The organism is Actinoplanes sp. G11-F43, assembly GCF_050589265.1.
Lineage (GTDB): Bacteria > Actinomycetota > Actinomycetes > Mycobacteriales > Micromonosporaceae > Actinoplanes.
Genome location: NZ_JBNZCE010000016.1, coordinates 69,222 through 90,206, shown reverse-complemented (window position 1 = coordinate 90,206; position 20,985 = coordinate 69,222). Strand labels below are relative to the sequence as shown.

Here is a 20,985-nt window from a genome sequence, read left to right as displayed (position 1 = left end):
TGTTCTTCCGGTGCGCGCTGAGCCGGCACACGTCCGGCCCAGCCGGTCCCCGATACCGACCCGCCCCCCGAAACCGACCCGGTCCCCGAAGCCGACCCGGGCCACGAACCACCAGGCGTCGACGGACGATCCTCACCCGCAGCCTTGTCCCCACCGCCCGAAAGCTGCCCGCTACCAGCCGGTTGCCCGCCACTAGCCGGCTGCCCACCGGGCGATGCGGCACTGGCGGTATCCGGTTGCGGAGCGGTTCCGGCGGCCTGCCTTCGACCCGGCCCATCCGTTTCCGCCCGCGCGGGCAACGACCCCCATGGTCCGGCCCTCTCCTCGAGCGGCGCCGCGGATCCGTCACGTCTCTCCCCGAGCGGGGTTGCGGATCCGTCACGTCTCTCCCCGAGCGGGGTTGCGGATCCGGCACCCTTCCCCCCGGGCGGGGCCGCGAATCCGTCACCCCTCTCCCCGGGCGGGGCCGGGGATGTATCGCCTTTATCGCCGAATGTCGTCACAGCATCAGTGGCCCTCTCGGTGCCGGCCACCGCCTCCGCGAACCGTCCCTCACCGGCCCGAGACCCCTCCGCCGAAGTGCCATCAGCACTGGCGGATCCGGTTTCCGCCGGTCGGCGCGGTGCCGGAATCGAGACCCCGTTCGCACGCTGCCCGTCCGGCCATGAGCCGCCCCCTGGCCAAGGCCCAGCCGGTCCGTCCCCACCGTCTCCGGAGACTTCGCCATCAGCCTTGGTCGCCCTCTCGGATACGGGTGGTGCCGCATCAGGCTGGTTGGGCTTCCGGCCCGCAGGCGGCCACATCCCGTTCGGGTCGCCCTGTCCCCAGCCTCCGGTCCAGGACCCGACGAAGCCGCCCGCGGCAGCACTCCCGGCGGTCACCGCACCGTCCGCGCCCCTCGCTTCGGTCGTGCCACCCGATCGCCCCGCATCAGCCTCGCCGTCCGAAACATCCGAAACGTCGGTTGTGTCCGCGACCTTAGTGCTGTCCGCGACCTTCGTGCTGACCTCGCCGTTCGTTTGGGGTGGACGGGTTGCGTCGGCTCGGCCATCCGCGTCGCCCGGGACGCTAGTGCCGGATGGGGCGGCGTGCTCGTCGGCTACCTGGCCCGAATCGGTCGCCGGTTCCTGGCCGAGGGGCGCCTTCGATTCGTCGGGTGCGGTTGGCGTGCCGGTTTCGGAAGTGCCGGGAGCCACCGGTCCCTCGTTGCCAGCCGAAGCCGCATCCGGAGCCGTATCCGCATCCGGGGCCGTATCCGGGGCCGTATCCGGGGCCGCTTGGTCCGATGTGGGTTCGGTGTCGTCGGTGGGCGTTGCCGCCTTGTCGTCGTGCGGTTCCGGGTCGGGCCATGGGCTGATGCCGAAGACCGTCTCGGACACTCGTGGTGCCGGATCCGAACCTTGAGGTGCCGAACTCTGCTCGGGAAGCGATCGGTCTGAAACGTCCGCGGAATCGGGAGCCGGTGTGGCATCAGACCGACCAGGCGCGTCGGCATCGGTGCTCTCCTCGGCGCGGGCGGTGGAAGCCGCCTGACCGCCAGTGGCCTCCCCGCTCGGAACAGTGGGCAAGTCGGCGGTCCCGGCCAGCGGGAACGTCCCGCGGACGGTGGCCTTCGGGGCGGTCAGCAGTTCATCGTCAGTGGACGTCGGCCCCGCGGCTGGGCTGCTCTGCGGCGTTTCCGGGAGCCGTCCTTCCGGGAGCCGTCCTTCCGAGGGAGAGCCGGGAGCGCCTGAGGGAGAACCCGGACCGCCGGAGGGAAAGCCCGCAGCGATACCGAAACCGGAGGTGCCGGTTTCGGGTGAGCCGGTTCCGGGGGAGCCGGTTCCGGGAACGCCGAGCGCGCCGGTCCCGGGGATGTCCGCCCGTGGTGGACCGCTGACCGGCCGATGCGAGGATGTTGCCGGTGGCCCGCTGATCGGTGCCCATGGGGACGTGCTCGCCGACGGCGCGCTGGTGGGCGCCCCGGAAACTGGCCGGCCGTCTCCGGAGCGCGGCGTCCAAGGCGTGCCGGGATCCCGCGGGCTGTCTTCGGAGCGCGGCGTCCAGGGCGTACCGGCAATCGGGGGGGTGTTGTCGGGTTGGGGCGATCCGGGCGTACCGGAAATGTCGGTGGGAAAGGGCGAGTTGCTGCCATCCGGGGCCGGGGTGCCACCTGGGCCACCGGAGACCGGCGGTGGGGTCTGCCGGGCGGCGTCCTGCCAACCGGGAGCGCCGACCGTCTCGCCCGGCCATCCGCCGCCGGGGGACTCGCCGGGCCATCCGCCGCTGTGGGTGGACCCGTGGGGCCAGGTCTGCGCCGTGCCGGGTGTCTCGTTGGGCCAGGCCTGTGCCGCATCGGGTGTCTCGCCGGGCCACGCCTGTGCCGCATCGGGTGTTTCGCCTGGCCAGGAAGGCGTGCCGCCGGACCAGCCCTGGTTGTGGGGCGTGCCGGGCGGTGTGTGTCCGGGAGAGTCGGGGCGCGCGGGTGGGGGTGAACCGGGCGGGAACGGCTGTCCTTCGCCGGAGCCGGTCGGGAGCGGTGACGCCGAGCCGGGATGTGCCAGGGGCGGTGACGCTGAGCCGGGATGTGCCGGGGGCGGTGACGCTGAGCCGGGATGTGCCGGGAGTGACGGGGTTCCGTGGTGACCCGGCGGGAACGGGGGAGCCTGCGCGGGACCCGGCGGGAACGGGGAAGCCTGCGCGGTGGCGGGTGGGGTGCGGGAACCGTTGCCGCCGGACGGGATCCAGCCGCCGGTGGCCACGTCGAAGTCCTCCGAGACCTCGCCGGTGACCTGAAGGCGGGCCGAACCGGCCGGGCCGTCCAGGGTGACCGCGCCGTCCAGGCGGCCCACCGTCGGGAACCAGGACACCCGCAGCGCGCCGCCCTCCAGGCGGGCGTGCAGGCCCTCCGCCGAACTGGTCACCGCCGACGCCGCGGCCAGCGGGGGACCCTGCACGGCCACCACCGCGGAGAGCTGGCTGGTGCCGGGGGCGACCCGGCCGAAGTCCAGGGACGGTTCGCCCAGGCGGACCGACGTGCGGCGCAGTGCGGCGGTGGCGGCCGCGGCCACCCGGCCCTCGCCGGTGGCCAGGCCGCGCAGCGTCTCCCGGGCCTCGACCGCGCGGGACAGATCGCTGCCGGCGGCGGCGACCGCCAGCTGGGCGATCGACGCCATCTGGTCGCTGCCGGGGCGGCGGATCCGGGACAGCCACGGCTGGCGGCCCGAACCGAACACCCACTGGCGGGCGCCCGGATCGCGTTCGCGCAGGTGGTCGTAGAGTTCGCTGATGCCGACCCAGCCGTCCCGGTCCCGGTCGGCGGCGCCGCCGGTGATGCCGTCGGCGATCAGGCCGGCGAACGTGGGCGGCTCCGGGCGGGCGGTCGAGGCGATCACGACACGGCTCTGCCACTCGGCCGAGCGGGCCGCCCGGAAGTGGTGGCCGGCGTCGACCGGGCCACCGGTGCGCCCGTCGAGCAGGAACACCGCCTGGCCGGCCCGGCTGCGCTGCATCAGCGACGCCATCTGGGCCACGTCCAGCGCGGTGTCGGCCGGGCGCCCCATCAGCGTGTCGGTGGCGGCCAGGAACAGCCCACCGCCGGGGCCGGTCAGCATCACACCCCGGAAGTAGACCAGGACACAGTCGTCCTGATCGCGTCCCTCGAACAGGGACTTGATCCGGGTCCACGCCTCCGGCGCGCCGGGATCTCGCAGGTACGCCACGTCGAACCCGCCGAGCGCCTGCTCCCCGAGCACGTCCACGAATGCCGGCACATCCGCCGCCGGCACCGAGAACCTGCGCAACACGGGGTCGTCGTGCTGCTCGACGCTAATGACTACGGCCAGTCGTCGTCCGCTCATCGAATGCATCACCCGTCATCCATGGTGCGACGCCGGAGACGGGTCCCGAAACCCCGAGATGATTACGAACCGCTGCGTTTCCGCGACACACGGTTGTTGATCTCGATGTCGGAGTGTCCGATCCGGACTGCGGACGAGGTGTGCACGTGACGATCTACCTGCGGTGATGTTGCCGAACCGCAGGTGTGGAAATCCGTCGATCCATGGTCTGCCCGAAAACGTGCCATAGTCACGGCGGATTCCGCGAATTCACCGGATCCGGTGTCCACCGGACGGTTCCGGCGTCGCTCCAGGTGCCGCGACGCCGGGTGCCCGCCGGGTGCCCGCCGGGGGGTGACGCCTACGCGTAGACGTCCATGAACCGGCCGCTGCGCTGGAAGCGGCTGTTCTCGTTGGCGCGGGTCGCCTCGATCCGGGCCAGCTCGGCCTCGGCGACCACCACGGCTGCCCGGTCCGCGGTGATCACGGCGGGGTGCGCGGCGGTCGGGATCTGGTCCGCGACGAGCTTCGCGCGAGCCGCGGCCAGCCGGCTGTGGGCGGCGTAGGTGTCGTTCCAGTCCGACGGGTTGGCGGCGTTCACCTTCATCGTGGCTCCTCCGTTGCTCTCCGGTTGCGAATCCCTCGCTGGACAGCCGGATACATCGGCCGGGCCGCTCCCCACCTGCAACTTCTGGCAGTGACGTGTGCGACAACCTTTCCGCAACCGGGAGTACGCCCGGAAAACGCGCCGGGCGTGGCCGGTGTCCCCTGCGGGAGCACCGGGCCACGCCCCGATGGTGCGGTGTCTCTGCTCGTCAGATCGAGGTGGCGGTCATCGCGCGGGCACGCTCCGGCCAGGTGGCGAGGCTCGCCGAACCGCGCATGCCGGCCGCGTTGATCGCCGCCTTCAGGCTGGTGACGTCGGAATCGGCCAGCTTGGCGTAGGTGGTGATACCGGCCGCGGCCAGGGCGATCGCCACCTTCGGGCCGATGCCCGGGATCTTCGTCAGGTCGTCCGGCTGGGCGACCGGCGCGGGCGTGCCGACGAGGTCCGGCTCCTCCGTGATGACGGCCTGGGCCGGTACGACCGGCTCCGGCGCCGTCACCGGCTCGGCGGCGGCGACGGGTTCGGGGGCGGCAACCGGCTCGGGGGCGGCGACCGGCTCCGGGGCCGCCACCGGCTCCGGCGCGATGACCGGGGTCTTCTCGGCCTCGATGGCAGCGGTCTTCTCGTCCTCGGCGGCCGGCTCGTCGACAGCGGAGACCGGCGCGATGACGGCGGTCTTCTCCTCGGCGACGGGCGCGATGGCCGGGTCGGCGATGGGCTCGGTGACCTGCCCGGCGGCCTGCTCGGTCACGATCTCGGCGGTGGGCTCGGCGACCGGCCGGACCTCCGGGCCGTCGACGGTCTCGGCGATGGGCTTGACCACCGGCGTGGCGTCGGAGTCCGTGGCGGGCAGGATGACCGCGGTCTTGTCGGCGTCGGAGTCGGCGTCAGCCGTCGTCGCGGCCGGCGTGATCACCGTCGTCTTGTCGGAGTCGGCGTCGGAGCCGGAGTCGGAGTCGGCGGTGGAGAGGGAGGTGGCGGCCGGCTCCGAGGCCGGGGTGATCACCGTGGTCTTGTCGGCGTCGGCCTCGGCGGCCGGCTCCTCGACCGGAGCGGCGGGGATGATGATCGCCGTCTTGTCGGCGTCGCTGTCGGCGGTGACCGGTGCGATGACCGCGGTCTTGTCGCCGTCGGCGGGCGCCTCGCTGCCAGCGGGAGTCTCGGTGCCGGCGGGAGTCTCGGTGCCGGCGGGCGCCTCGGTGACCGCGGGAGTCTCGGTGGCCGCGGGAGTCTCAGCGGCGGGCGTGATGATCGCGGTCTTGTCGGCGTCGAACGCGGCGGGCGCCTCCGCGCCGAACGAGGCGGGCGTCTCGGTGCTGAACGAGGCGGGCGTCTCGGTGCCGGTGGTGGCGGTCGATCCGGTGCCGGTGGTGGCGGTCGACCCGGTGCCGAACGTGGGCGACTCGGCGTCGAACGTGGTGGTGGCCGGGGTGAGCGGCGCCGGCGCCTCGGAGCCGGCCGGGGCCGGGGCGATGACGGCGGTCTTCTCGGTGTCGGTGACCGTGGTCTTCTCGTCCTCAGCGGACCCGGCGCCGGTGAAGGCCGTGGTGGGCAGGGGGGTGACGGGGGTGTCCTCGACGGAGGTGGACTCCGAGGGGGTCGCGGTGCCCGTGGTCGTGGAGGTGGCCGAGCCGGCCGGTGTGGGAGTGGTGGTGGTGGCGGCGCCGGTGCGGCGTCCCCAAGCGAACCATCCGCCGATCACACCGATCACGAGCCCGGCGACAAGGTAGAGGAATGATGCCATATCGGGCCTCCGGACTGGAGAGGAGGGTGCATGTGTAGCGGGCAGCTTTCCACATCCGCGTTGAGCTGCCACTACGAGGGGGTCCGGGGGCTGGTCAGGGGCGCGTCACCGCGCCCGGTACGAACCGATTGGTGGCATACGTGATCGCCCACAGCGCGACTCCGATGAGGAGGAGCACACCGGCCACCCGGTAGTCGGCTCCGGCCCGCCCGGACAGTGGGCTGGCCAGGAACGCGCACGCGACCGCGCCGAGCACCGGAATGACGGTGGGTGCGCGGAAGTGCTGGTGTTCGACCCGGTCCCGGCGCAGCACCAGACAGGCCACGTTGACCACGGTGAAGACGCAGAGCAGCAGCAAGGCGGTGGTGCCGCCGAGGGCGGTCAGGTCGGCGAACCAGATCAGGCCGAAGGCGACGACGGTGGTGAAGACGATCCCCACCCAGGGTGTACGCCTTCCCCGGTGCACCCGCCCGAGCACTGACGGGAGCACGCGCTCGCGGGCCATCCCGTACAACAATCGGCTCGCCATCATCATGTTGATCAGTGCGGAGTTGGCGACGGCGAACATCGTGATGAACGCGAACGCGGTCAACGGGAACCAGGGCGCCCCGGCCTCGACCACCTTGAGCAGCGGTGTGTCTCCCTCGCCGAGTTCGGCGGGCGCCACCAGGGCCACCGCGGAGATCGCCACCAGCACGTAGATCACCCCGGTGATGCAGAGGCCGAGAAGCATGATGCGGGGGAAGACGCGGACCGGGTCGCGGGTCTCCTCGGCCATGTTGACCGAGTCCTCGAAGCCGACCATGGCGAAGAACGCGAGCGCGGTGCCGGCGGTGACCGACAGCACGATGCTCTCGCCGGGCGGGGTGTTGAACTGGGTGAGCCGGGTCAGGTCGCCGTCGCCGCCACCGAGTGCCCACGCGCCGATGCCGATGACGATCAGCAGGCCGGTCAGTTCGACGACGGTGAGCACCACGTTGGCCTTGACGCTCTCGCCGACGCCGCGGAAGTTGATCAGTGCGACCAGGGTGATGAAGCCGATCGCGACCGCGGTCAGCAGGAAGCCGTCGCCGAGGGACAGGTCGAAGGCCTCGCCGAAGTTGCCGGCGAACGCTTTGGACGCGCTGGACGCCGAGGTCAGCCCGGAGCACATCACCGCGAACGTGACCATGAACGTCAGGAAGTGCACGCCGAACGCCTTGTGCGTGTAGAGCGCCGCCCCGGCCGCCCGCGGATATTTGGTGACCAGTTCCAGATAGCTGAACGCGGTGAGCAGCGCGACCACGAACGCCAGCAGGAACGGCAGCCACACCGCGCCGCCGACCTCGTTGGCCACCTTGCCGGTCAGCGCGTAGACACCGGTGCCGAGGATGTCCCCGACCACGAAAAGCAACAGCAGTGTCGGTCCGATTACACGTCTGAGCGACGGCTGGCCGTCGTTCAGAGAGGTTTCATCCGCCATCAGGGCTCCCCGAAAAAGGTCCACTGCGGATAGGTGACGTTACGCGTACCTTGAGTGACATGCATATCGTCATGGCCGCGAACCCCGAGGTGGATCAACCGTGGGTGACCGATGCGGTCGCCGATCTGGTGCGGCAGACCGGCGCGACGGTCGCCGTGGTCGCGGTGGACGAGCTGGAGACCGAGCACCTGGCGCCGCTGCCGCGGAGTCACTACATCGCGCGGGCCGAGAAGGCGGCGGAGGCGGCGGTGTCGCGGCTGGCCGGGGCCGGGATCGACGCGACACGCACGGTTCTTCCGGGCCGGCCCGCCGAACAGATCATCGCGTACGCCCGTGAGCAGCACGCTGATCTGATCGTCGCGGGTTCCAGCGTACGGCCGAAAGTGGCTCAACGGCTCTTGGGCAGTGTCCCGCTGACGTTGATCGAGAAGGCCGGCCGTCCGGTCCTGGTGGTCACCCGCCCCGTAACCGGGTGACCACCAGGAGCCGGTGTTACGGGACGGCGGGGTAGTCGGTCACGTAGACCGGCGCACCCACCTTGGTCATGTCCGCGGCCGCACCGACACCGTTGACCACGTGGTCGATGACTCCGGCGCTCAGGTTGACGGTCATGATGTGGTGCAGTTTCACGCCGGGGGTCTTCGGAACCTCGAACCCGTTCTCGGTACGGATCGACGGGTTGTTCTGGTTGAAGACGTAGACGCCTCCGCCGTACAACCGGTGGTTCTTGACCTTGGCCCCGACCTTGTATCCGGCGTAGCCGTTGACCTTGCCGTTCATCCAGTCGGCCTGCGTCGGCGGGTCGTACGGCAGCTCGTTCTGGTAGAGGACGGTGGTGCCGCGCTCGCCGTTCCAGATGGTGTTGTACTTCTGGAAGTGCTCGACGAACAGGCCGGTCGCGGTCACGTCGTCACCGTTGATGATGGCGCCGTACCGGCCGGTGTTGGTGCGCCAGCGGTCGGTGTCACCGTTCACGCCGTTGGTGAAACCCTCGACGCCGTGGTCGCCACGCCACACCCAGGTGTGGTCGATCAGCACGTCGTCGCTGTTGACTTCGAGCGCGATGTCGGTCTTGCCGATGTGCGGGCCGCCGATCCGGAAGTAGACGTCGCTGAGCGTGGTCGGGTTGCTCGGCGAGCTGAACTTCAGGCCGTGCTTCTTGCCGACCCGCAGCAGCACCGGCGACTCCTTGAGCCCGGCGTCGATGGTCACCCCGGCGACGATCACACCGGGTACGTCCGCCACGTCCAGCGGGATCGCGCCGTCGACCGCGGTCAGGGTGGCGTGGCCGAGTCCCAGCACGACGGTGTTCGGGTGGAACACGCGGAGGCTGCGGGCGATGTCGTACACACCCGGGGTGAGCAGCAGGTGCTTACCGAGCGCCAGCTGCAGGTTGATCTTCGCCACCGAGTCGCCGGGCTTCGCCACGTAGAAGGCGCTGAGCGGCAGCGTACGGCCGGACTTGTCGTCCCACGACGTGCCGCTGGTGTTCCGCTTCGCGGCCGGCACGCGGACCTGGTACTTGCCCTTGGCGTCGACGAACAGGAACGGCTTCTCCCGGCTGACCGGGGTGGTGTCCAGCGTGGTGTACGGCGTGGTGGGGAAGTCCGCCTCGCTGGGCGCGCCCTTCACCCCGGCGAACACCTGGTTCCAGACGGCGTTCGACCAGCTCTCCACCTCGCTGTTGCGGGTCAGCCACTGCTGCTGCGAGCCGTTCGTGGTGGCCGGCAGCTTCGAGTTGGCGATGAAGCCACCGGACGCGTACTGCGGGCCGGCCGTGCAGTAGTCCATCAGCGACAGCGTGCCGTTGTTGAACTGGGTGCGGCGCAGCGAGACGGCCTGCGAGACGGCCCAGAAGTTCGCCGTCTGCCGGCAGCCGTCCTGGCCCGTGCCGTTGATGTTGACGGTCAGGTTCGACAGGGTGCGCCAGAAGTTGACCAGGGCGATGCAGTTCGGGTTGGCCGGATCACTTCCCAGGCAGCGGTTGTACGCCTCCACCTTGCCGTTGATCACCACATCGTTCGGGTTCGCCCCGAGACCGGTGATCTCCGTGTAGTAGCCGACCTTGATCTGCAGCGGCTGCTCGGCGGTCCCGTAGGTGCCGGGTTTGAACAGGTACGCGTAGCGGGCGGTGCCCATCTCGTTGTCGACCTGTTTGGCGTATGTCGCGTCCAGAGTCGCCTGGATCTCGCTGACCGGCTGGCTCGGGTCGAAGACGGTGATGTTGGGACCGAGGTTCGGGGTGCCGGCCGCACCGTGGGCGGAGGCCGGCAGCCCCGGCGCCACGGCGAGCGTGAGCCCGGCAGCGAGTGCCACCGCGGCGGAACGGCGGAGTCTCGTCATGCGGAGGGGTTCCTTCCGTAACAAGATCGCAATGATGCCCGTCACAACATCAATCGCCGAAGGTCCATGTCAAGGGAACCGGTCCGGCATAAGGCTTTGATCGGTACGAACCCACCGGGTTCCGGAACCAAACTGACCGAAAGGCCGGTCGGAACCGGTTACGTAACCGCGTCCGCGAACACCACCACGTTGCTCCGGTAACTACCCTCGCCCCTGTCGAACACCCCGCCACAGGTGATCAGCCGTAGCCCCGCATGCGGCACGGTCGCGTAGACCTGATCACTCGGAAAGTCCCGTTTCGCGAACACCGCCACCCGCGTCACCGCGAACCGGGCCGTCGAACCGTCCTTCCGGCGCACCTCCACCCGGTCACCCACGCCCAGTTCCCGCAACCGGTAGAAGACCGCGGCCCCGTCCCGGGCGGTGTCCACATGCCCGGCGATCACCGACGCCCCGGCCTCGCCGGGCGTCGGCGAATGCCGGTACCAGCCGGCCGGTGCGTCCCCCCGCAGCGGCGGCACCTGAAGTGTTCCGTCCGCCCGCAGCCCCAGAGACATCAACTCGGTGTTCACCTCGATGGCCGGAATCCGCAGCCGCACCGGAACCGAACGCGCCATCCCGCCGGCGTCCCCATCGGCAGGGCCGTCCGTGTCGTCGTCCGGTGCGGCGCTCGCCTCCGTCGTACCCTCCTCCGTCGTAACCCCCTCCGTCGTAACCCCGGACGCGGTGGCCTCCCCCTCCGGCGCCGGAGCCGTGGTGCTCCCCGGGATCTCCGCGCCGGTGCTGGCGGCGGGCGGCGGTGCGGCATCCTCGGTGGTCAGCCCGAGGACGGTGGTCAGCACACCGAGGACCGCCAGTGCGACGGCGAGCGCCGCGGCCCGTGGATCACGGAACCGGGGCGATCGTTCCACGATGGAGGCCCGCTCCAGCGCCGCGATGACCGCTTCCGTGTGCCGGCTGCCGACGGACGGACCGGGGGACATGTCGCGGTTCAGCGGTTCGCTGGACGGCGGAGAGCGTAGGTGCCCGCCGCGGCTGCTGCCACCAGCAGGAATCCGCCGGTCAGCAGCAGGGCGAGCCGGCGCCCGGGGATCAGGCCGCCGCCGCCCGCGTCCACGCCACCCGACGGGGTCGGATCCTCGCCGGGCTTCGTCGTGGATTCGCCGCCGTCGTCCGTGCCGCCGTCGTCCGGGGCCGGTGTGACCTGGCCGCCGTTGTCCTCGCCGCTGCCGGACGGTGCCGGATCGGACCCGCCGCCATCGGTTCCACCCGGTGGCGGTGTCCCGTTCCCGGGACCGCCACCAGGACTGTCGCCAGGCCCACCGCCTCCAGGGCTGCTGCCAGGCCCTCCGCCTCCAGGGCCACCGCCTCCGGGACTGCTGCCAGGCGCGCCGCCTCCGGGGCTACCGCCAGGTTCGCCGTTTCCGGGGCTACCGCCAGGTTCGCCGTTTCCGGGGCTACCGCCGGGTTCGCCGCCTCCGGGGCTACCGCCGGGTGGATACGGCGAAGCGGTGCCCGGGCCCGCCGTCGGCGGTGCGTCATCGCCGATGTTCGTGCAGAACGCCAGCAGCGAGAAGAGCAGGATCAGCGCCAGCAGGACGCCCGCGCCGACCGCGATGATCCGATTGCGCCGGGCCGAGGCTGAAGCGCGGTGTGCCGGGGTGCCGGTTCCGGACATGAGGTCCTTCCGTGCGGTGGCCGGGAGATACCAGACAAACTGGTGGGCCAGGTTAGTCCTCCGCCGGCGGCCCCGCAGCTTTCTATCCGTGATCGGTCACTTCGGACAGCCACCCTCCGCCACGCCCGCTCCGCACAGGCAAGCCCCCGCACCGCGTGCCGCACCGCAGTGCGGAGCGTGCCGGAAGTGTCCACGCGGGGTGGGTTTCGGGGTTGTGTGCCGCGCCGTGGTGCGGACCGCGCCCGAAGTGTCCACGCGGGGTGGGTTTTGGGGTTGTGTGCCGCGTTGTGGTGCGGAGCGTGCCGGAAGTGTCCACGCGGGGTGGGTTTTGGGGTTGTGTGCCGCACTGTGGTGCGGAGCGTGCCGGAAGTGTCCACGTGGGGTTACGGGTTGACAAGGGCCGGGAGAATTCCCGCGATGATCGAGATCGAGGAATTGACGAAGACCTACGGGCGGGTGGCCGCGGTACGGGACCTCACGTTTCGCGCCGAACCCGGGCGGGTCACCGGGCTGCTCGGGCTCAACGGGTCCGGCAAGAGCACCACGCTGCGGATCCTGCTCGGCCTGACCCGGCCCACCAGTGGTTCCGCGCGGATCAACGGCAAGCGGTACCGGGACCTGGACAAGCCCCTCACCCACGTCGGTTCGGTGCTGGAGCAGGGGCTGAGCCACCCGGGGCAGTCCGGGTACGCGCACCTGGTCACCCAGTCCCTGCTCGGCGGGGTCGGGCGGGACCGGGTCGGCGCGCTGCTGGAGTACGTCGGGCTGGAGGACGCCGCCACCAAGCGCACCGGCGACTACTCGCTCGGCATGCGGCAGCGCCTGGCGGTGGCGACCGCCCTGCTCGGTGAGCCGAACGTGCTGGTCCTCGACGAGCCGGCGAACGGCCTGGATCCGCCTGGGATGGCCTGGCTGCGGGAGATGCTGCGGGCGCACGCCGACAACGGCGGCACCGTGCTGATCTCCAGTCACCTGCTGGCCGAGCTGGAGCAGGTCGTCGACGACGTGGTGATCATCGGCGAGGGGCGGATCCTGGCGTCCGGCCCGTTGTCCGAGCTGTCCGGCACCACCCAGTTGCGGGTGCGGGGCTCCGACCCGGTGCTGCTGGCGGAGGTGTTCGAGAAGGCGGGGGCGACGGTCGTACCGGCAAGCGGTCTGCTCTTCGTCTCCGGCCTGACCGCTGAGGAGGCGGGTGACCTGGCGCTGGCGGCCCGGGTGGCGATCTATGAGCTGGTCACCGAGACCCAGGATCTGGAAGACGTGTTCATGACCGTGGCGCACGGGCGAATGAGCGAAGCGCACGGGCGGATGAGCGAAGCGCACGGGCGAATGAGCGAGGCGGAGGGCCGATGATCGCGATCGTCCGGAGTGAGCTGTACCGCGGCGTGTCCATCCGGTCGTCGTGGCTGTCGCTGATCGGGTTCGGGTTCCTGGCCGCGCTGATGGGCTGGTTCGACGACAACTTCTGGTCGCTGTTCGCCGGCATCGGGGCGTTCGGGCTGGCGGCGATCGTGACCGCGCAGCACTACCAGCACCGGACGGCGGTGCTGTTGTTCCTGAGCCGCCCGCATCGCTGGCGGGTGCTGGCGGCCCAGTGTCTGACGTCGGCTCTTCTCGGGCTGGTGCTGGCGGCCGGCAGCGGCCTGGCGGTGCTGCTGGGCGGGGACGCCGGCCAGTATTCCTCGACGGTGCTGGTGACGCCGGTGATGGGTGTCTTCGGGACGCTCTGTGTGACGGTGGTCCGCAAGCCGCTGTGGTTGTTCGCCGGTCTGTTCGGCTGGCTGATCTTCGCCGAGATGCTGATCAACCAGGGGGAGATCGGCCTGCCGTTCACCTCGTTCATGGGTGCGGCCGGTGGCAACACGAAGGCGCTGCTGTTCGTGCTGGCCTGGACGGCCGCCGCCGTGGTCCCGGCGGCCTGGGCGATCCGCGGGGACCTGAACGGCGACTGAACCTAGGACCCGAGCAGGATCACCGCGGTCAGGAGCAGGACCAGGCCGGCGACCAGGGCCAGCGCGACGAGCCCGGTGGTGCGCTGACGGCCGGTGAGAGCGGTCTCGGGCCGGGGTTCGGTGGCGGTGGCCGGTGGGATCGCGTCGACGGGTGGCATCGAGTACGGCACGGCCGGCACCTCGGGATGCGGGGCCGGTGGTGTGACCGGCCGGGACGGCTGTCCGGCTTCGGCGTGGACGGCCGGCTGGGACACGTACAACGGCTGGTGGGAGGGAACGGTGTGCGCGCCGGGCCCGGCCGGCCCGCTCGGCGGGACCGGTGGGAAGAATCCGTTGGGCGGCGGCATCGGCGGACCGCCCGGCTGGATGTGGTCGGTCCATCGGCCGCCGTCCCACCAGCGCTGTGCCGGCAGGCCGCTCGGATCGGCATACCATCCGGCGGGCTGCGTCATGGGCGTGCTCCTTCTCGGCCGGGGTCGGGGCTGAGGTCCCTGATCGGCACGCGGGAAGCGGAGTTGAGGGTTCCCGCCCGCCGGGGGCTGAGGCCGGCGGGCGGGAAGGCCGGGCGGGAAGCCGGATCAGGATCTGGTGATGACCAGGTTGTCGACGGCCGCCTCGACGAGCGATGCGGTTCCGGCGTCGGCCGCCTCCACCTGGATGCGGATCGACTGCCCGGCGTACGGCGTGAGGTTCGCGGTCGCCGTGGTCCACGCCGCGGCCTTGTTGGTGGCCGCGGCGGTCTGGGTGAGCAGGGTGGTCGTGGTGCTCCCGGCGACCACCCGGATCCGCAGGTAGTCGGCGCTGGTGGCGTTGTTGAGATGGGCCAGGTACCAGGACAGGCCGAGGGTCAGCGTGCCGGACGACGGCAGGGTGATCGCCGGTGAGGTGATGCTGCTGATCCCGCCGTCCAGGTCGTTGGCGCCGGCGCTGGACCCGGCGGTGGCCCCGGTCACCAGGGCGAAGCTGCCGCCGGCGGCCGCGTCGAGCTGGGTGGCGACGCCGGAGCTGCTGGTGGCTTGCGGGTTGCCGCGTTCGAACAGCCCGGAGGTGGCGGTGTCGGCGCTGCCCCGGGTCCAGGCGGTGGCGGTCTCCAGGCCGTCGGACCAGACCGTGGTGCCGGGCGGGGTGGTGCCACCGGATGCGGAGAGGGTCCACACCGCGTGCGCGATGGCGTCGGTGTTGCGGTCCAGAGCGGTGTCGTTGATGTTGGCGGTGGTGTCGCAGGACGCGTGGTAGCAGGGGTCGAACCGGCCGGTGGTGCCGCCCCAGAGCGCGACCTGTGCTGAGGTCTTGGTGCCTTCGGCGCCGGTGAAGATGCCGCCGGCCGGGATGCCGTTGGCGATGAACGGGCCGTAGTCGCTGCGCCCGTCGAAGTCGGTGCCGCGGGTGGGCACGCCGATGCCGGTGAAGTACGAGGCGAGGGTGGCTTCGATCGCGGCGGAGCCGGCCGGTCCGGGGCCCGCGCCGGTGCCGTCGGAGTTGTCCCCGTCGTACAGGAAGTAGCCGGGGTTCGGGGATCCGATCATGTCGAAGTTCAGGTAGCCGCCGATGTCGGCCCGTTGCGCGGCGGTGAGCGAGTTGACGTACGCCGTCGATCCGCGCAGTCCCTGTTCTTCCGCTCCCCACCAGGCGAACCGCAGGTGCCGGTCGGGCTGGAGACCGGACCGGGCGACCTGGAGCGCGACTTCGAGGATGCCGGCCGAGCCGGAGCCGTTGTCGTTGATGCCGGGTCCGGCGGTGACGCTGTCCAGGTGCCCGCCGACCATCAGGGTGTCGGTGGTGTCGCCGCCGGGCCAGTCGGCGATCAGGTTGTAGCCGGTGGCGCCGCCGTACGTGAACGACTGCTGGGTGGTGGTGTACCCGGCCGCGTCGAGGAGCCCTTTCACGTAGGTGACCGAGGCCAGATAGCCGGGGCGGCCGTGGGCCCGGTTGCCGCCGTTGGCGGTGGCGATGCTCTGCAGCTGGGTGAGGTGGGCTTTCACGTTGGCGACCGGGATGTCCGGCGCCGCGGCGGCCCGTGCCGGGGTGGCGGCGACGGCCAGGCCACCGGCGATCAGGGTGGCGGCGCCGAGGACGGAGAGTGCTCGCACGGGGTGGTCCTCCGTGTACTGAGGGGAACGGTCGTGGCGAGCATGGCACCGGCCGGAGGTCGGTTAGTCATACCAATCAATACCTACTTTCGGTTGTAACGCATGGGCATCTCTGGATGGTTGACTGCTGGGGCCACGGCTCGTCAACGGAAGGCAAGGGATGCGCAGAATCCTGGCGGCCACCATCGCCGCCTCCGTAGGTCTCCTGGTCGGCGCCGGGGTCATCCCGGTGACGGCGAGCGCGAAACCCGCCAAACCTGTCGCCGGTTACACCCCACCACCCATCGACTGGGGCGCCTGTACCCGTCCCAGTCTGGTGTCCCGGGGCGCCCAGTGCGGCTTCCTGGTCGTCCCGCTCGACTACGCCAAGCCCGGCGGCACCAAGATCAAGATCGCGGTGTCGCGGATCAACCACAAGTCCACCGACGCCGAGTACCAGGGCGTCATGCTCACCAACCCGGGTGGTCCGGGCGGTTCCGGGCTGGGTCTGCCGGTGATCGGTGAGTCCGTGCCGGGCGGCGCCGGCGACTACTACGACTGGATCGGCTTCGACCCGCGCGGGGTCGGTTCCAGCGTGCCCGCGCTGACCTGCGACCCGAACTACACCGGCTACAACCGGCCGTTCTACGTGCCGGTGACGAAGAAGCTGGAGAAGACCTGGCTGGCCAAGGCCAAGGGGTACGCCCAGGCGTGCGACCGGGCCGGCGGGGCGCTGCTCGATCACCTGAAGACCACGGACACCGTGGCCGACATGGAGAGCCTGCGCAAGGCCCTCGGAGCCCACAAGATCAACTACTATGGATTCTCGTACGGCACCTACCTCGGCCAGGTCTACGCCACCAAGTACCCGGACCGGGTCCGCCGGTTCGTCTTCGACGGCGTGGTCAACCCGGAGCGGGTCTGGTACGACGCCAACCTCGACCAGGACATCCAGTTCGACAAGAACATGGACGTCTACTTCGCCTGGATCGCCAAGTACGACGCGGTCTACCACCTGGGCACCACGGCCAAGTCGGTGAAGCAGAAGTACTACAAGACGCTGTACGAGCTGATCAAGGCACCGGCGGCCGGCAAGATCGGCCCGGACGAGTGGAACGACGTGTTCGTCTCGGCCGGCTACTACGTCTACGGCTGGGAGGACGTCGCGTCGGCGTTCGCCGCCTGGGTCAACGACCGGGACGCCGCGCCGCTGCTCGACCTGTACGGGGTGCCCGGCGCCCCCGGCTCGGACAACGGATACGCCGTCTACCTGGGTGTCCAGTGCACCGATGTGCAGTGGCCGACCAAGTGGTCCAAGTGGCAGCGGGACAACTGGAAGATCCACGCCAAGTACCCGTTCATCACCTGGAACAACGCCTGGTACAACGCGCCCTGCCGGAACTGGGGCGCCAAGGCCGGCAAGCCGGTGGACGTGAACGGCGCGAAGACCCCGCCGATCCTGCTGATCTCGGAGACTCTCGACGCCGCCACGCCGTACGCCGGTGCGCTGGCGGTCCGTAAGGAGTTCCCGCGCTCGGTGCTGATCGAGGGTGTCGGCGGGACCACCCACTCCGGGTCGCTGAGCGGCATCGCCTGCACCGACGACACGATCGCCGCCTACCTGGCCACCGGCGCGCTGCCGGACCGGGTCCGTGGCAACCGGTCGGACAAGCAGTGTGAGCCGGTGCCGCAGCCGAACCCGGCGGTGGCCACCATGAAGGCGAACACCACCGGAGCCGACGAACTGCGCGCCGAGATCGGCCCGCGCCGCTGACCCGCGTGGTCATTTCCGGCGCGCTCCGCGCCGGAAATGACCACACAGCCGTGGGTCGCGGCTCACGTGCCGACTCGCGGCGCGCTCCGCGCCGCGGGTGGCCACGCGGGTGTGGGTTGCGGGTTGTGTGCCGATTTGCGGGGCGTTCCGCGCCGCGGGTGGCCACGCGGGTGTGGGTTCCGGTTGGTGTGCCGATTTGCGGCGCGGAGCGCACCGGAAATCGGCACGCGAGGTCAGCCGGCCTTCTTGGCGGCCTGGATCTGCTCGTACACCCTGGTCCGCAGTTCGATGAACCGAGGATCGGCCCGGGTGGTCAGCTGGTCCCGCTCGTCCGGCAGGTCGATCACCAGCTCGTCACGGACCACCGTCGGCGACGACGACAGCATCACCACCCGCTGCCCCAGGTAGACCGACTCGTCGATGTCGTGGGTGACGAACAGGATGGTCACGCCGAGCCGCTTCCACAGCTGCCGGACCAGATCCTCCAGGTCGGCGCGGGTCTGCGCGTCGACCGCCGCGAACGGCTCGTCCATCAGCAGGGTCCGGGGCTCGAACGCGACCGCCCGGGCGATCGCCACCCGCTGCTGCATGCCACCGGACAGCTGCCACGGGTACGCCGACTCGGAGCCGGACAGCCCGACCGCGTCCAGTGACTCGGCGACCAGTTCGGCGCGCCGCTGTTTCGGCACCCGCTTCTGCTTCAGCGGCAGTTCCACGTTGGCCCGGACGGTCATCCAGGGGAACAGGCTGCGCCCGTACTCCTGGAACACCACCGCCATGCCCTCCGGCGGCCCGTCCACCGCCTTGCCGTCCACGGTCAGCTCCCCGCCGGTCGGGTCGAGCAGCCCGGCGACGCAGCGCAGCAGGGTGGTCTTGCCGCAGCCGGACGGCCCGACCAGGCAGACCAGCTCGCCGTTGCCGACGGTGAACGTCAGGTCGCGCAGGGCTTCGACCTCACGCTCCCCGGATTTGTAGACTTTCCGCAAACCTTTGACTTCGAGCATCCGCCACGCCCCCTAACTGGACTTCCGGGCCGCGCGCAGGCCCTCGTACCATCGCAACGCCCGCTTCTCGGCGAGCCGGAAGAGCAGCGACAGCACGAAACCGAGCAGGCCGAGCAGGATGATCCCGCTCCACATCTCCGGGATCGCGAAGCTGCGCTGGAACTGCACGATGGTGAAGCCGAGACCGTTGCTGGCCGCGAACATCTCGCTGATCACCATCAGGATGATCGCGATGGACAGCGCCTGGCGCAGTCCGGCCGCGATCTGCGGTCCGGCCGACGGGAGGATCACCCGGCTGATCCTGGCGGTGCCGGTCACCCCGTAGGACCGTGCCGTGTCCAGGACGACGCCGTCGACCGCGCGGACGCCCTCCACCGTGTTCAGCAGGATCGGCCACACGCATCCGAAGACGATCACGATCACCTTCATCGCGTCGCCGATCCCGGCGAACAGCATGATCACCGGCACCAGGACGGGCGGCGGGACGGCCCGGAAGAACTCCAGGACCGGCTCCACCACGGCCCGCAGCCGCCGGTTCATCCCGATCGCCACCCCGGCCGCGATCCCGATCACCGCCGCCAGCAGGTAGCCGGCGAACAGCCGCAGCAGACTCGGCACCACGTCGGTCCGCAGCTGCTGGAGCGTCCAGGTGTCACCGAAGGCGACGAGGATGTCCGACAGCGGCGGGGCATAGAAGTTCTCGCTGTTCGCGCTGAGGATCCACCATCCCGCGAAAAGCACGAGAGGCAGAGCAAGCGCTTTGAGTACGCCCACCTAAACGGTCACCTCGCCTCGGACTGACTGGTGCCAGGCGAGCAGGCGGCGCTCGCCGGTACGAGCCAGCAGGTTGATCAGCACGCCGAGCAGTCCGGTGACGACGATCAGGGCGTACATGGTGGGCACCGCCTCGGACGCCTGCGCGACCGCGATCTCCCGGCCCAGACCGGGCGAGCCGATCACCAGCTCGGCGGTGATCGCCAGCACCAGGGCCACCGAGGCGGCGAGGCGGACACCGGTGAAGACGTACGGCAGGGCGGTGGGCCAGAGCACGTACCGGATCCGGGCCCAGGCCGAGAACCGGAAGCTGCGCGCGGTCTCGAACGCGACCGGGTCGACGTCCGCCACCCCGTACAGCACCTGGACCAGGACCTGCCAGAACGCGGCGTAGCAGACCAGCAGCAGGGTGGAGCCCAGATCGGTGCCGTAGAGCAGCACGGCGAGCGGGATAAGCGCCACCGACGGGATCGGGCGCAGGAACTCGACGGTCGAGGCGGTCAGCGCCCGCAGCAGCGGCACCGAGCCGATCACGATGCCGGCCAGCACCCCGGCGCCGACCGCGAGGGCCAGCCCGAGCGCCCACGCGAACAGGGTGTCCCACAGTGCCGCCCAGAACACGGCGGTGCCGGCTTCGGTGGCCAGTGCGGCCCCGATCCGGCTGGCCGGTGGCAGGAACCGGTCGTCGACCAGACCCAGCCGTGGCACCAGTTCCATCACGAGAAGCAACCCGGCCAGGCCGGCAACCCCGAGGAGCGGGTTGCCGGCCCGGGCCGGGCCGGCACGGCGGGCCGTCGTCACGGCAGCAGTTTCGCCAGGTCCGGGGTGCCGGTGAAGATGCCGTCGGTGGCGCCCAGCTCGGCCAGGGTCTGCACGGACGCCTCGTTGATCTGGACCGGCCACTTCGGCAGGACCAGCGACGCGCGGAGCTTCTCGTCGATCTTGGTGTAGGAGGCCAGGATCGCGCGCACCTCGTCCGGGTTCGAGTCGGCGTAGGTCAGCGACTCGTTGACCGCCTCGGTGAACCGGGCGACCAGGTCCGGGTCGGTCTCCTGAAGCTTGCCGGAGGTGAAGTAGGCGGCCACGGTCAGGTTCGGGGCGGCGTCCACGAAGGTGGAGGCGATCTCCCGGCCACCGGCCGCCTTGATCGTGCTGAGCGTCGGCTCGACCGCCCAGGCGGCGTCGATCTGGCCGTCGGCGAGGGCCGCGGCCATGTTCGGGAACGGCATCTCGACGAACTGCAGCGTCGCCGGGTCACCGCCGGCCTTGCGCACCGACTGCCGGGTCACGGTGTCACCGATGTTCTTCAGGGTGTTCACCGAGATCTTCTTGCCGGCCAGGTCCTTGGCGGTCTTGACCGGGCTGTCGCCCTTGACCACCACGGCGCCGAAGTCCTTGCCCGCCTCACCGGTGGAGGCGACACCGGCGGCGACCACCTTGATCGGTACGTTCTTGGTCTGCGCGATCATCAGGGAGGTCATGTTGCTGAACCCGAACTGGAACTGGTCGCTGACCACACCGGGCACGATCGCCGCGCCGCCCTGGCCGGCCTCCAGGGTGAGTTCGATGTTCCGGGAGGCGAAGAAACCCTTCTGCTGACCCAGGTAGATCGGGGCCACGTCGAGGATCGGGATGATGCCGACCTTGACCTTGTCGACACCGCCCTCGGTGGTCGTGCCACCGGAATCACCGTCCGTACCGCATGCCGCCAGGGAACCCGCGAGCACGACTGCCGCGAGCCCCGCGAGAAGACGCCGCAT

Annotated in this window: 18 protein-coding genes; 6 read left to right on the top strand and 12 right to left on the bottom strand. The window is 70.7% G+C overall.

What is annotated here, in order from left to right; all coding sequences use genetic code 11:
• The first annotated feature begins 2,805 nt into the window (after positions 1-2,805).
• Together ACQ0O7_RS18705 and ACQ0O7_RS18700 are read left to right on the top strand one after the other, a co-directional pair.
• Positions 2,806-3,258 carry a hypothetical protein gene (locus ACQ0O7_RS18705; RefSeq protein WP_430783398.1) on the top strand — a complete coding sequence of 151 codons (453 nt, stop codon included), beginning with the start codon at positions 2,806-2,808 and terminating at the stop codon, positions 3,256-3,258.
• A 9-nt stretch (positions 3,259-3,267) separates the two neighbouring features.
• Positions 3,268-3,609, top strand: coding sequence for a hypothetical protein (locus tag ACQ0O7_RS18700; protein ID WP_430783397.1), 342 nt, complete (start codon positions 3,268-3,270; stop codon positions 3,607-3,609).
• 570 nt (positions 3,610-4,179) lie between these two features.
• Here ACQ0O7_RS18700 and ACQ0O7_RS18695 read toward each other — a convergent pair.
• From ACQ0O7_RS18695 to ACQ0O7_RS18685, 3 genes are all read right to left on the bottom strand, one after another.
• Complete coding sequence (locus tag ACQ0O7_RS18695) at positions 4,180-4,425, bottom strand: hypothetical protein (RefSeq protein WP_430783396.1); 246 nt, start codon at positions 4,423-4,425, stop codon at positions 4,180-4,182.
• 208 nt (positions 4,426-4,633) lie between these two features.
• Positions 4,634-6,169, bottom strand: coding sequence for a helix-hairpin-helix domain-containing protein (locus tag ACQ0O7_RS18690; protein WP_430783395.1), 1,536 nt, complete (start codon positions 6,167-6,169; stop codon positions 4,634-4,636).
• Positions 6,170-6,263: 94 nt separating this feature from the next.
• Complete coding sequence (locus tag ACQ0O7_RS18685; RefSeq protein ID WP_430783394.1) at positions 6,264-7,631, bottom strand: APC family permease; 1,368 nt, start codon at positions 7,629-7,631, stop codon at positions 6,264-6,266.
• A gap of 59 nt (positions 7,632-7,690) precedes the next feature.
• Here ACQ0O7_RS18685 and ACQ0O7_RS18680 point away from each other — a divergent pair, with 59 nt between their 5' ends.
• The gene (locus ACQ0O7_RS18680; protein ID WP_430783393.1) at positions 7,691-8,107 is read left to right on the top strand and encodes a universal stress protein; all 417 of its coding nucleotides are present in this window, start codon (positions 7,691-7,693) and stop codon (positions 8,105-8,107) included.
• Between the two features lie 16 nt (positions 8,108-8,123).
• Here the strand turns inward: ACQ0O7_RS18680 and ACQ0O7_RS18675 are convergent, their stop codons facing one another.
• The 3 genes from ACQ0O7_RS18675 to ACQ0O7_RS18665 form a co-directional block, all read right to left on the bottom strand.
• Positions 8,124-9,974: a glycosyl hydrolase family 28-related protein gene (locus ACQ0O7_RS18675; RefSeq protein WP_430783392.1), complete on the bottom strand. Its 1,851-nt coding sequence runs from the start codon at positions 9,972-9,974 to the stop codon at positions 8,124-8,126.
• Positions 9,975-10,132: 158 nt separating this feature from the next.
• Positions 10,133-10,957 carry a class F sortase gene (locus tag ACQ0O7_RS18670; protein WP_430783391.1) on the bottom strand — a complete coding sequence of 275 codons (825 nt, stop codon included), beginning with the start codon at positions 10,955-10,957 and terminating at the stop codon, positions 10,133-10,135.
• Between the two features lie 8 nt (positions 10,958-10,965).
• Complete coding sequence (locus tag ACQ0O7_RS18665; protein WP_430783389.1) at positions 10,966-11,091, bottom strand: hypothetical protein; 126 nt, start codon at positions 11,089-11,091, stop codon at positions 10,966-10,968.
• A gap of 978 nt (positions 11,092-12,069) precedes the next feature.
• Between ACQ0O7_RS18665 and ACQ0O7_RS18660 the strand changes: the two genes are divergently transcribed.
• Positions 12,070-13,005, top strand: a complete 936-nt coding sequence (locus ACQ0O7_RS18660; protein ID WP_430783388.1) for an ABC transporter ATP-binding protein — start codon at positions 12,070-12,072, stop codon at positions 13,003-13,005.
• Entirely contained in the window at positions 13,002-13,604 is a 603-nt protein-coding gene (locus ACQ0O7_RS18655) for a hypothetical protein (RefSeq protein WP_430783387.1), read from the top strand. The genes ACQ0O7_RS18660 and ACQ0O7_RS18655 overlap by 4 nt, the downstream gene beginning before the upstream one ends.
• A 2-nt stretch (positions 13,605-13,606) precedes the next feature.
• Here ACQ0O7_RS18655 and ACQ0O7_RS18650 read toward each other — a convergent pair whose 3' ends face one another.
• Together ACQ0O7_RS18650 and ACQ0O7_RS18645 are read right to left on the bottom strand one after the other, a co-directional pair.
• Positions 13,607-14,056 (bottom strand): DUF2510 domain-containing protein, encoded by a 450-nt coding sequence (locus ACQ0O7_RS18650; protein WP_430783386.1) that lies wholly within the window; start codon positions 14,054-14,056, stop codon positions 13,607-13,609.
• Positions 14,057-14,182: 126 nt separating this feature from the next.
• Entirely contained in the window at positions 14,183-15,694 is a 1,512-nt protein-coding gene (locus tag ACQ0O7_RS18645) for a M28 family metallopeptidase (RefSeq protein WP_430783385.1), read from the bottom strand.
• A 160-nt stretch (positions 15,695-15,854) separates the two neighbouring features.
• Between ACQ0O7_RS18645 and ACQ0O7_RS18640 the strand changes: the two genes are divergently transcribed.
• On the top strand, positions 15,855-17,447 hold the full coding sequence (locus ACQ0O7_RS18640; protein WP_430783384.1) for an alpha/beta hydrolase: 1,593 nt from the start codon (positions 15,855-15,857) through the stop codon (positions 17,445-17,447).
• A gap of 233 nt (positions 17,448-17,680) precedes the next feature.
• On the opposite strand, the gene ACQ0O7_RS18635 is transcribed toward ACQ0O7_RS18640, so the two are convergent.
• The 4 genes from ACQ0O7_RS18635 to ACQ0O7_RS18620 are packed head-to-tail and all read right to left on the bottom strand — an operon-like array spanning position 17,681 to position 20,985.
• Positions 17,681-18,433, bottom strand: a complete 753-nt coding sequence (locus tag ACQ0O7_RS18635) for an ABC transporter ATP-binding protein (RefSeq protein WP_430783383.1) — start codon at positions 18,431-18,433, stop codon at positions 17,681-17,683.
• A 30-nt stretch (positions 18,434-18,463) separates the two neighbouring features.
• Positions 18,464-19,192: an ABC transporter permease gene (locus ACQ0O7_RS18630; protein ID WP_430783382.1), complete on the bottom strand. Its 729-nt coding sequence runs from the start codon at positions 19,190-19,192 to the stop codon at positions 18,464-18,466.
• A 33-nt stretch (positions 19,193-19,225) separates the two neighbouring features.
• Positions 19,226-20,026 carry an ABC transporter permease gene (locus ACQ0O7_RS18625; RefSeq protein WP_430783381.1) on the bottom strand — a complete coding sequence of 267 codons (801 nt, stop codon included), beginning with the start codon at positions 20,024-20,026 and terminating at the stop codon, positions 19,226-19,228.
• Positions 20,023-20,985 carry an ABC transporter substrate-binding protein gene (locus ACQ0O7_RS18620; protein WP_430783380.1) on the bottom strand — a complete coding sequence of 321 codons (963 nt, stop codon included), beginning with the start codon at positions 20,983-20,985 and terminating at the stop codon, positions 20,023-20,025. The genes ACQ0O7_RS18625 and ACQ0O7_RS18620 overlap by 4 nt, the downstream gene beginning before the upstream one ends.

Bases quoted from the DNA above. Each gene is read 5' to 3' on its own strand.
- ACQ0O7_RS18655 (WP_430783387.1), top strand. From the start codon at position 13,002: ATGATCGCGATCGTCCGGAGTGAGCTGTACCGCGGCGTGTCCATCCGG.
- ACQ0O7_RS18660 (WP_430783388.1), top strand. From the start codon at position 12,070: ATGATCGAGATCGAGGAATTGACGAAGACCTACGGGCGGGTGGCCGCG.
- ACQ0O7_RS18650 (WP_430783386.1), bottom strand. From the start codon at position 14,056: ATGACGCAGCCCGCCGGATGGTATGCCGATCCGAGCGGCCTGCCGGCA.
- ACQ0O7_RS18675 (WP_430783392.1), bottom strand. From the start codon at position 9,974: ATGACGAGACTCCGCCGTTCCGCCGCGGTGGCACTCGCTGCCGGGCTC.
- ACQ0O7_RS18700 (WP_430783397.1), top strand. From the start codon at position 3,268: ATGCCGACCCAGCCGTCCCGGTCCCGGTCGGCGGCGCCGCCGGTGATG.
- ACQ0O7_RS18670 (WP_430783391.1), bottom strand. From the start codon at position 10,957: ATGTCCCCCGGTCCGTCCGTCGGCAGCCGGCACACGGAAGCGGTCATC.
- ACQ0O7_RS18620 (WP_430783380.1), bottom strand. From the start codon at position 20,985: ATGCGGCGTCTTCTCGCGGGGCTCGCGGCAGTCGTGCTCGCGGGTTCC.
- ACQ0O7_RS18695 (WP_430783396.1), bottom strand. From the start codon at position 4,425: ATGAAGGTGAACGCCGCCAACCCGTCGGACTGGAACGACACCTACGCC.
- ACQ0O7_RS18640 (WP_430783384.1), top strand. From the start codon at position 15,855: ATGCGCAGAATCCTGGCGGCCACCATCGCCGCCTCCGTAGGTCTCCTG.
- ACQ0O7_RS18690 (WP_430783395.1), bottom strand. From the start codon at position 6,169: ATGGCATCATTCCTCTACCTTGTCGCCGGGCTCGTGATCGGTGTGATC.
- ACQ0O7_RS18680 (WP_430783393.1), top strand. From the start codon at position 7,691: ATGCATATCGTCATGGCCGCGAACCCCGAGGTGGATCAACCGTGGGTG.
- ACQ0O7_RS18685 (WP_430783394.1), bottom strand. From the start codon at position 7,631: ATGGCGGATGAAACCTCTCTGAACGACGGCCAGCCGTCGCTCAGACGT.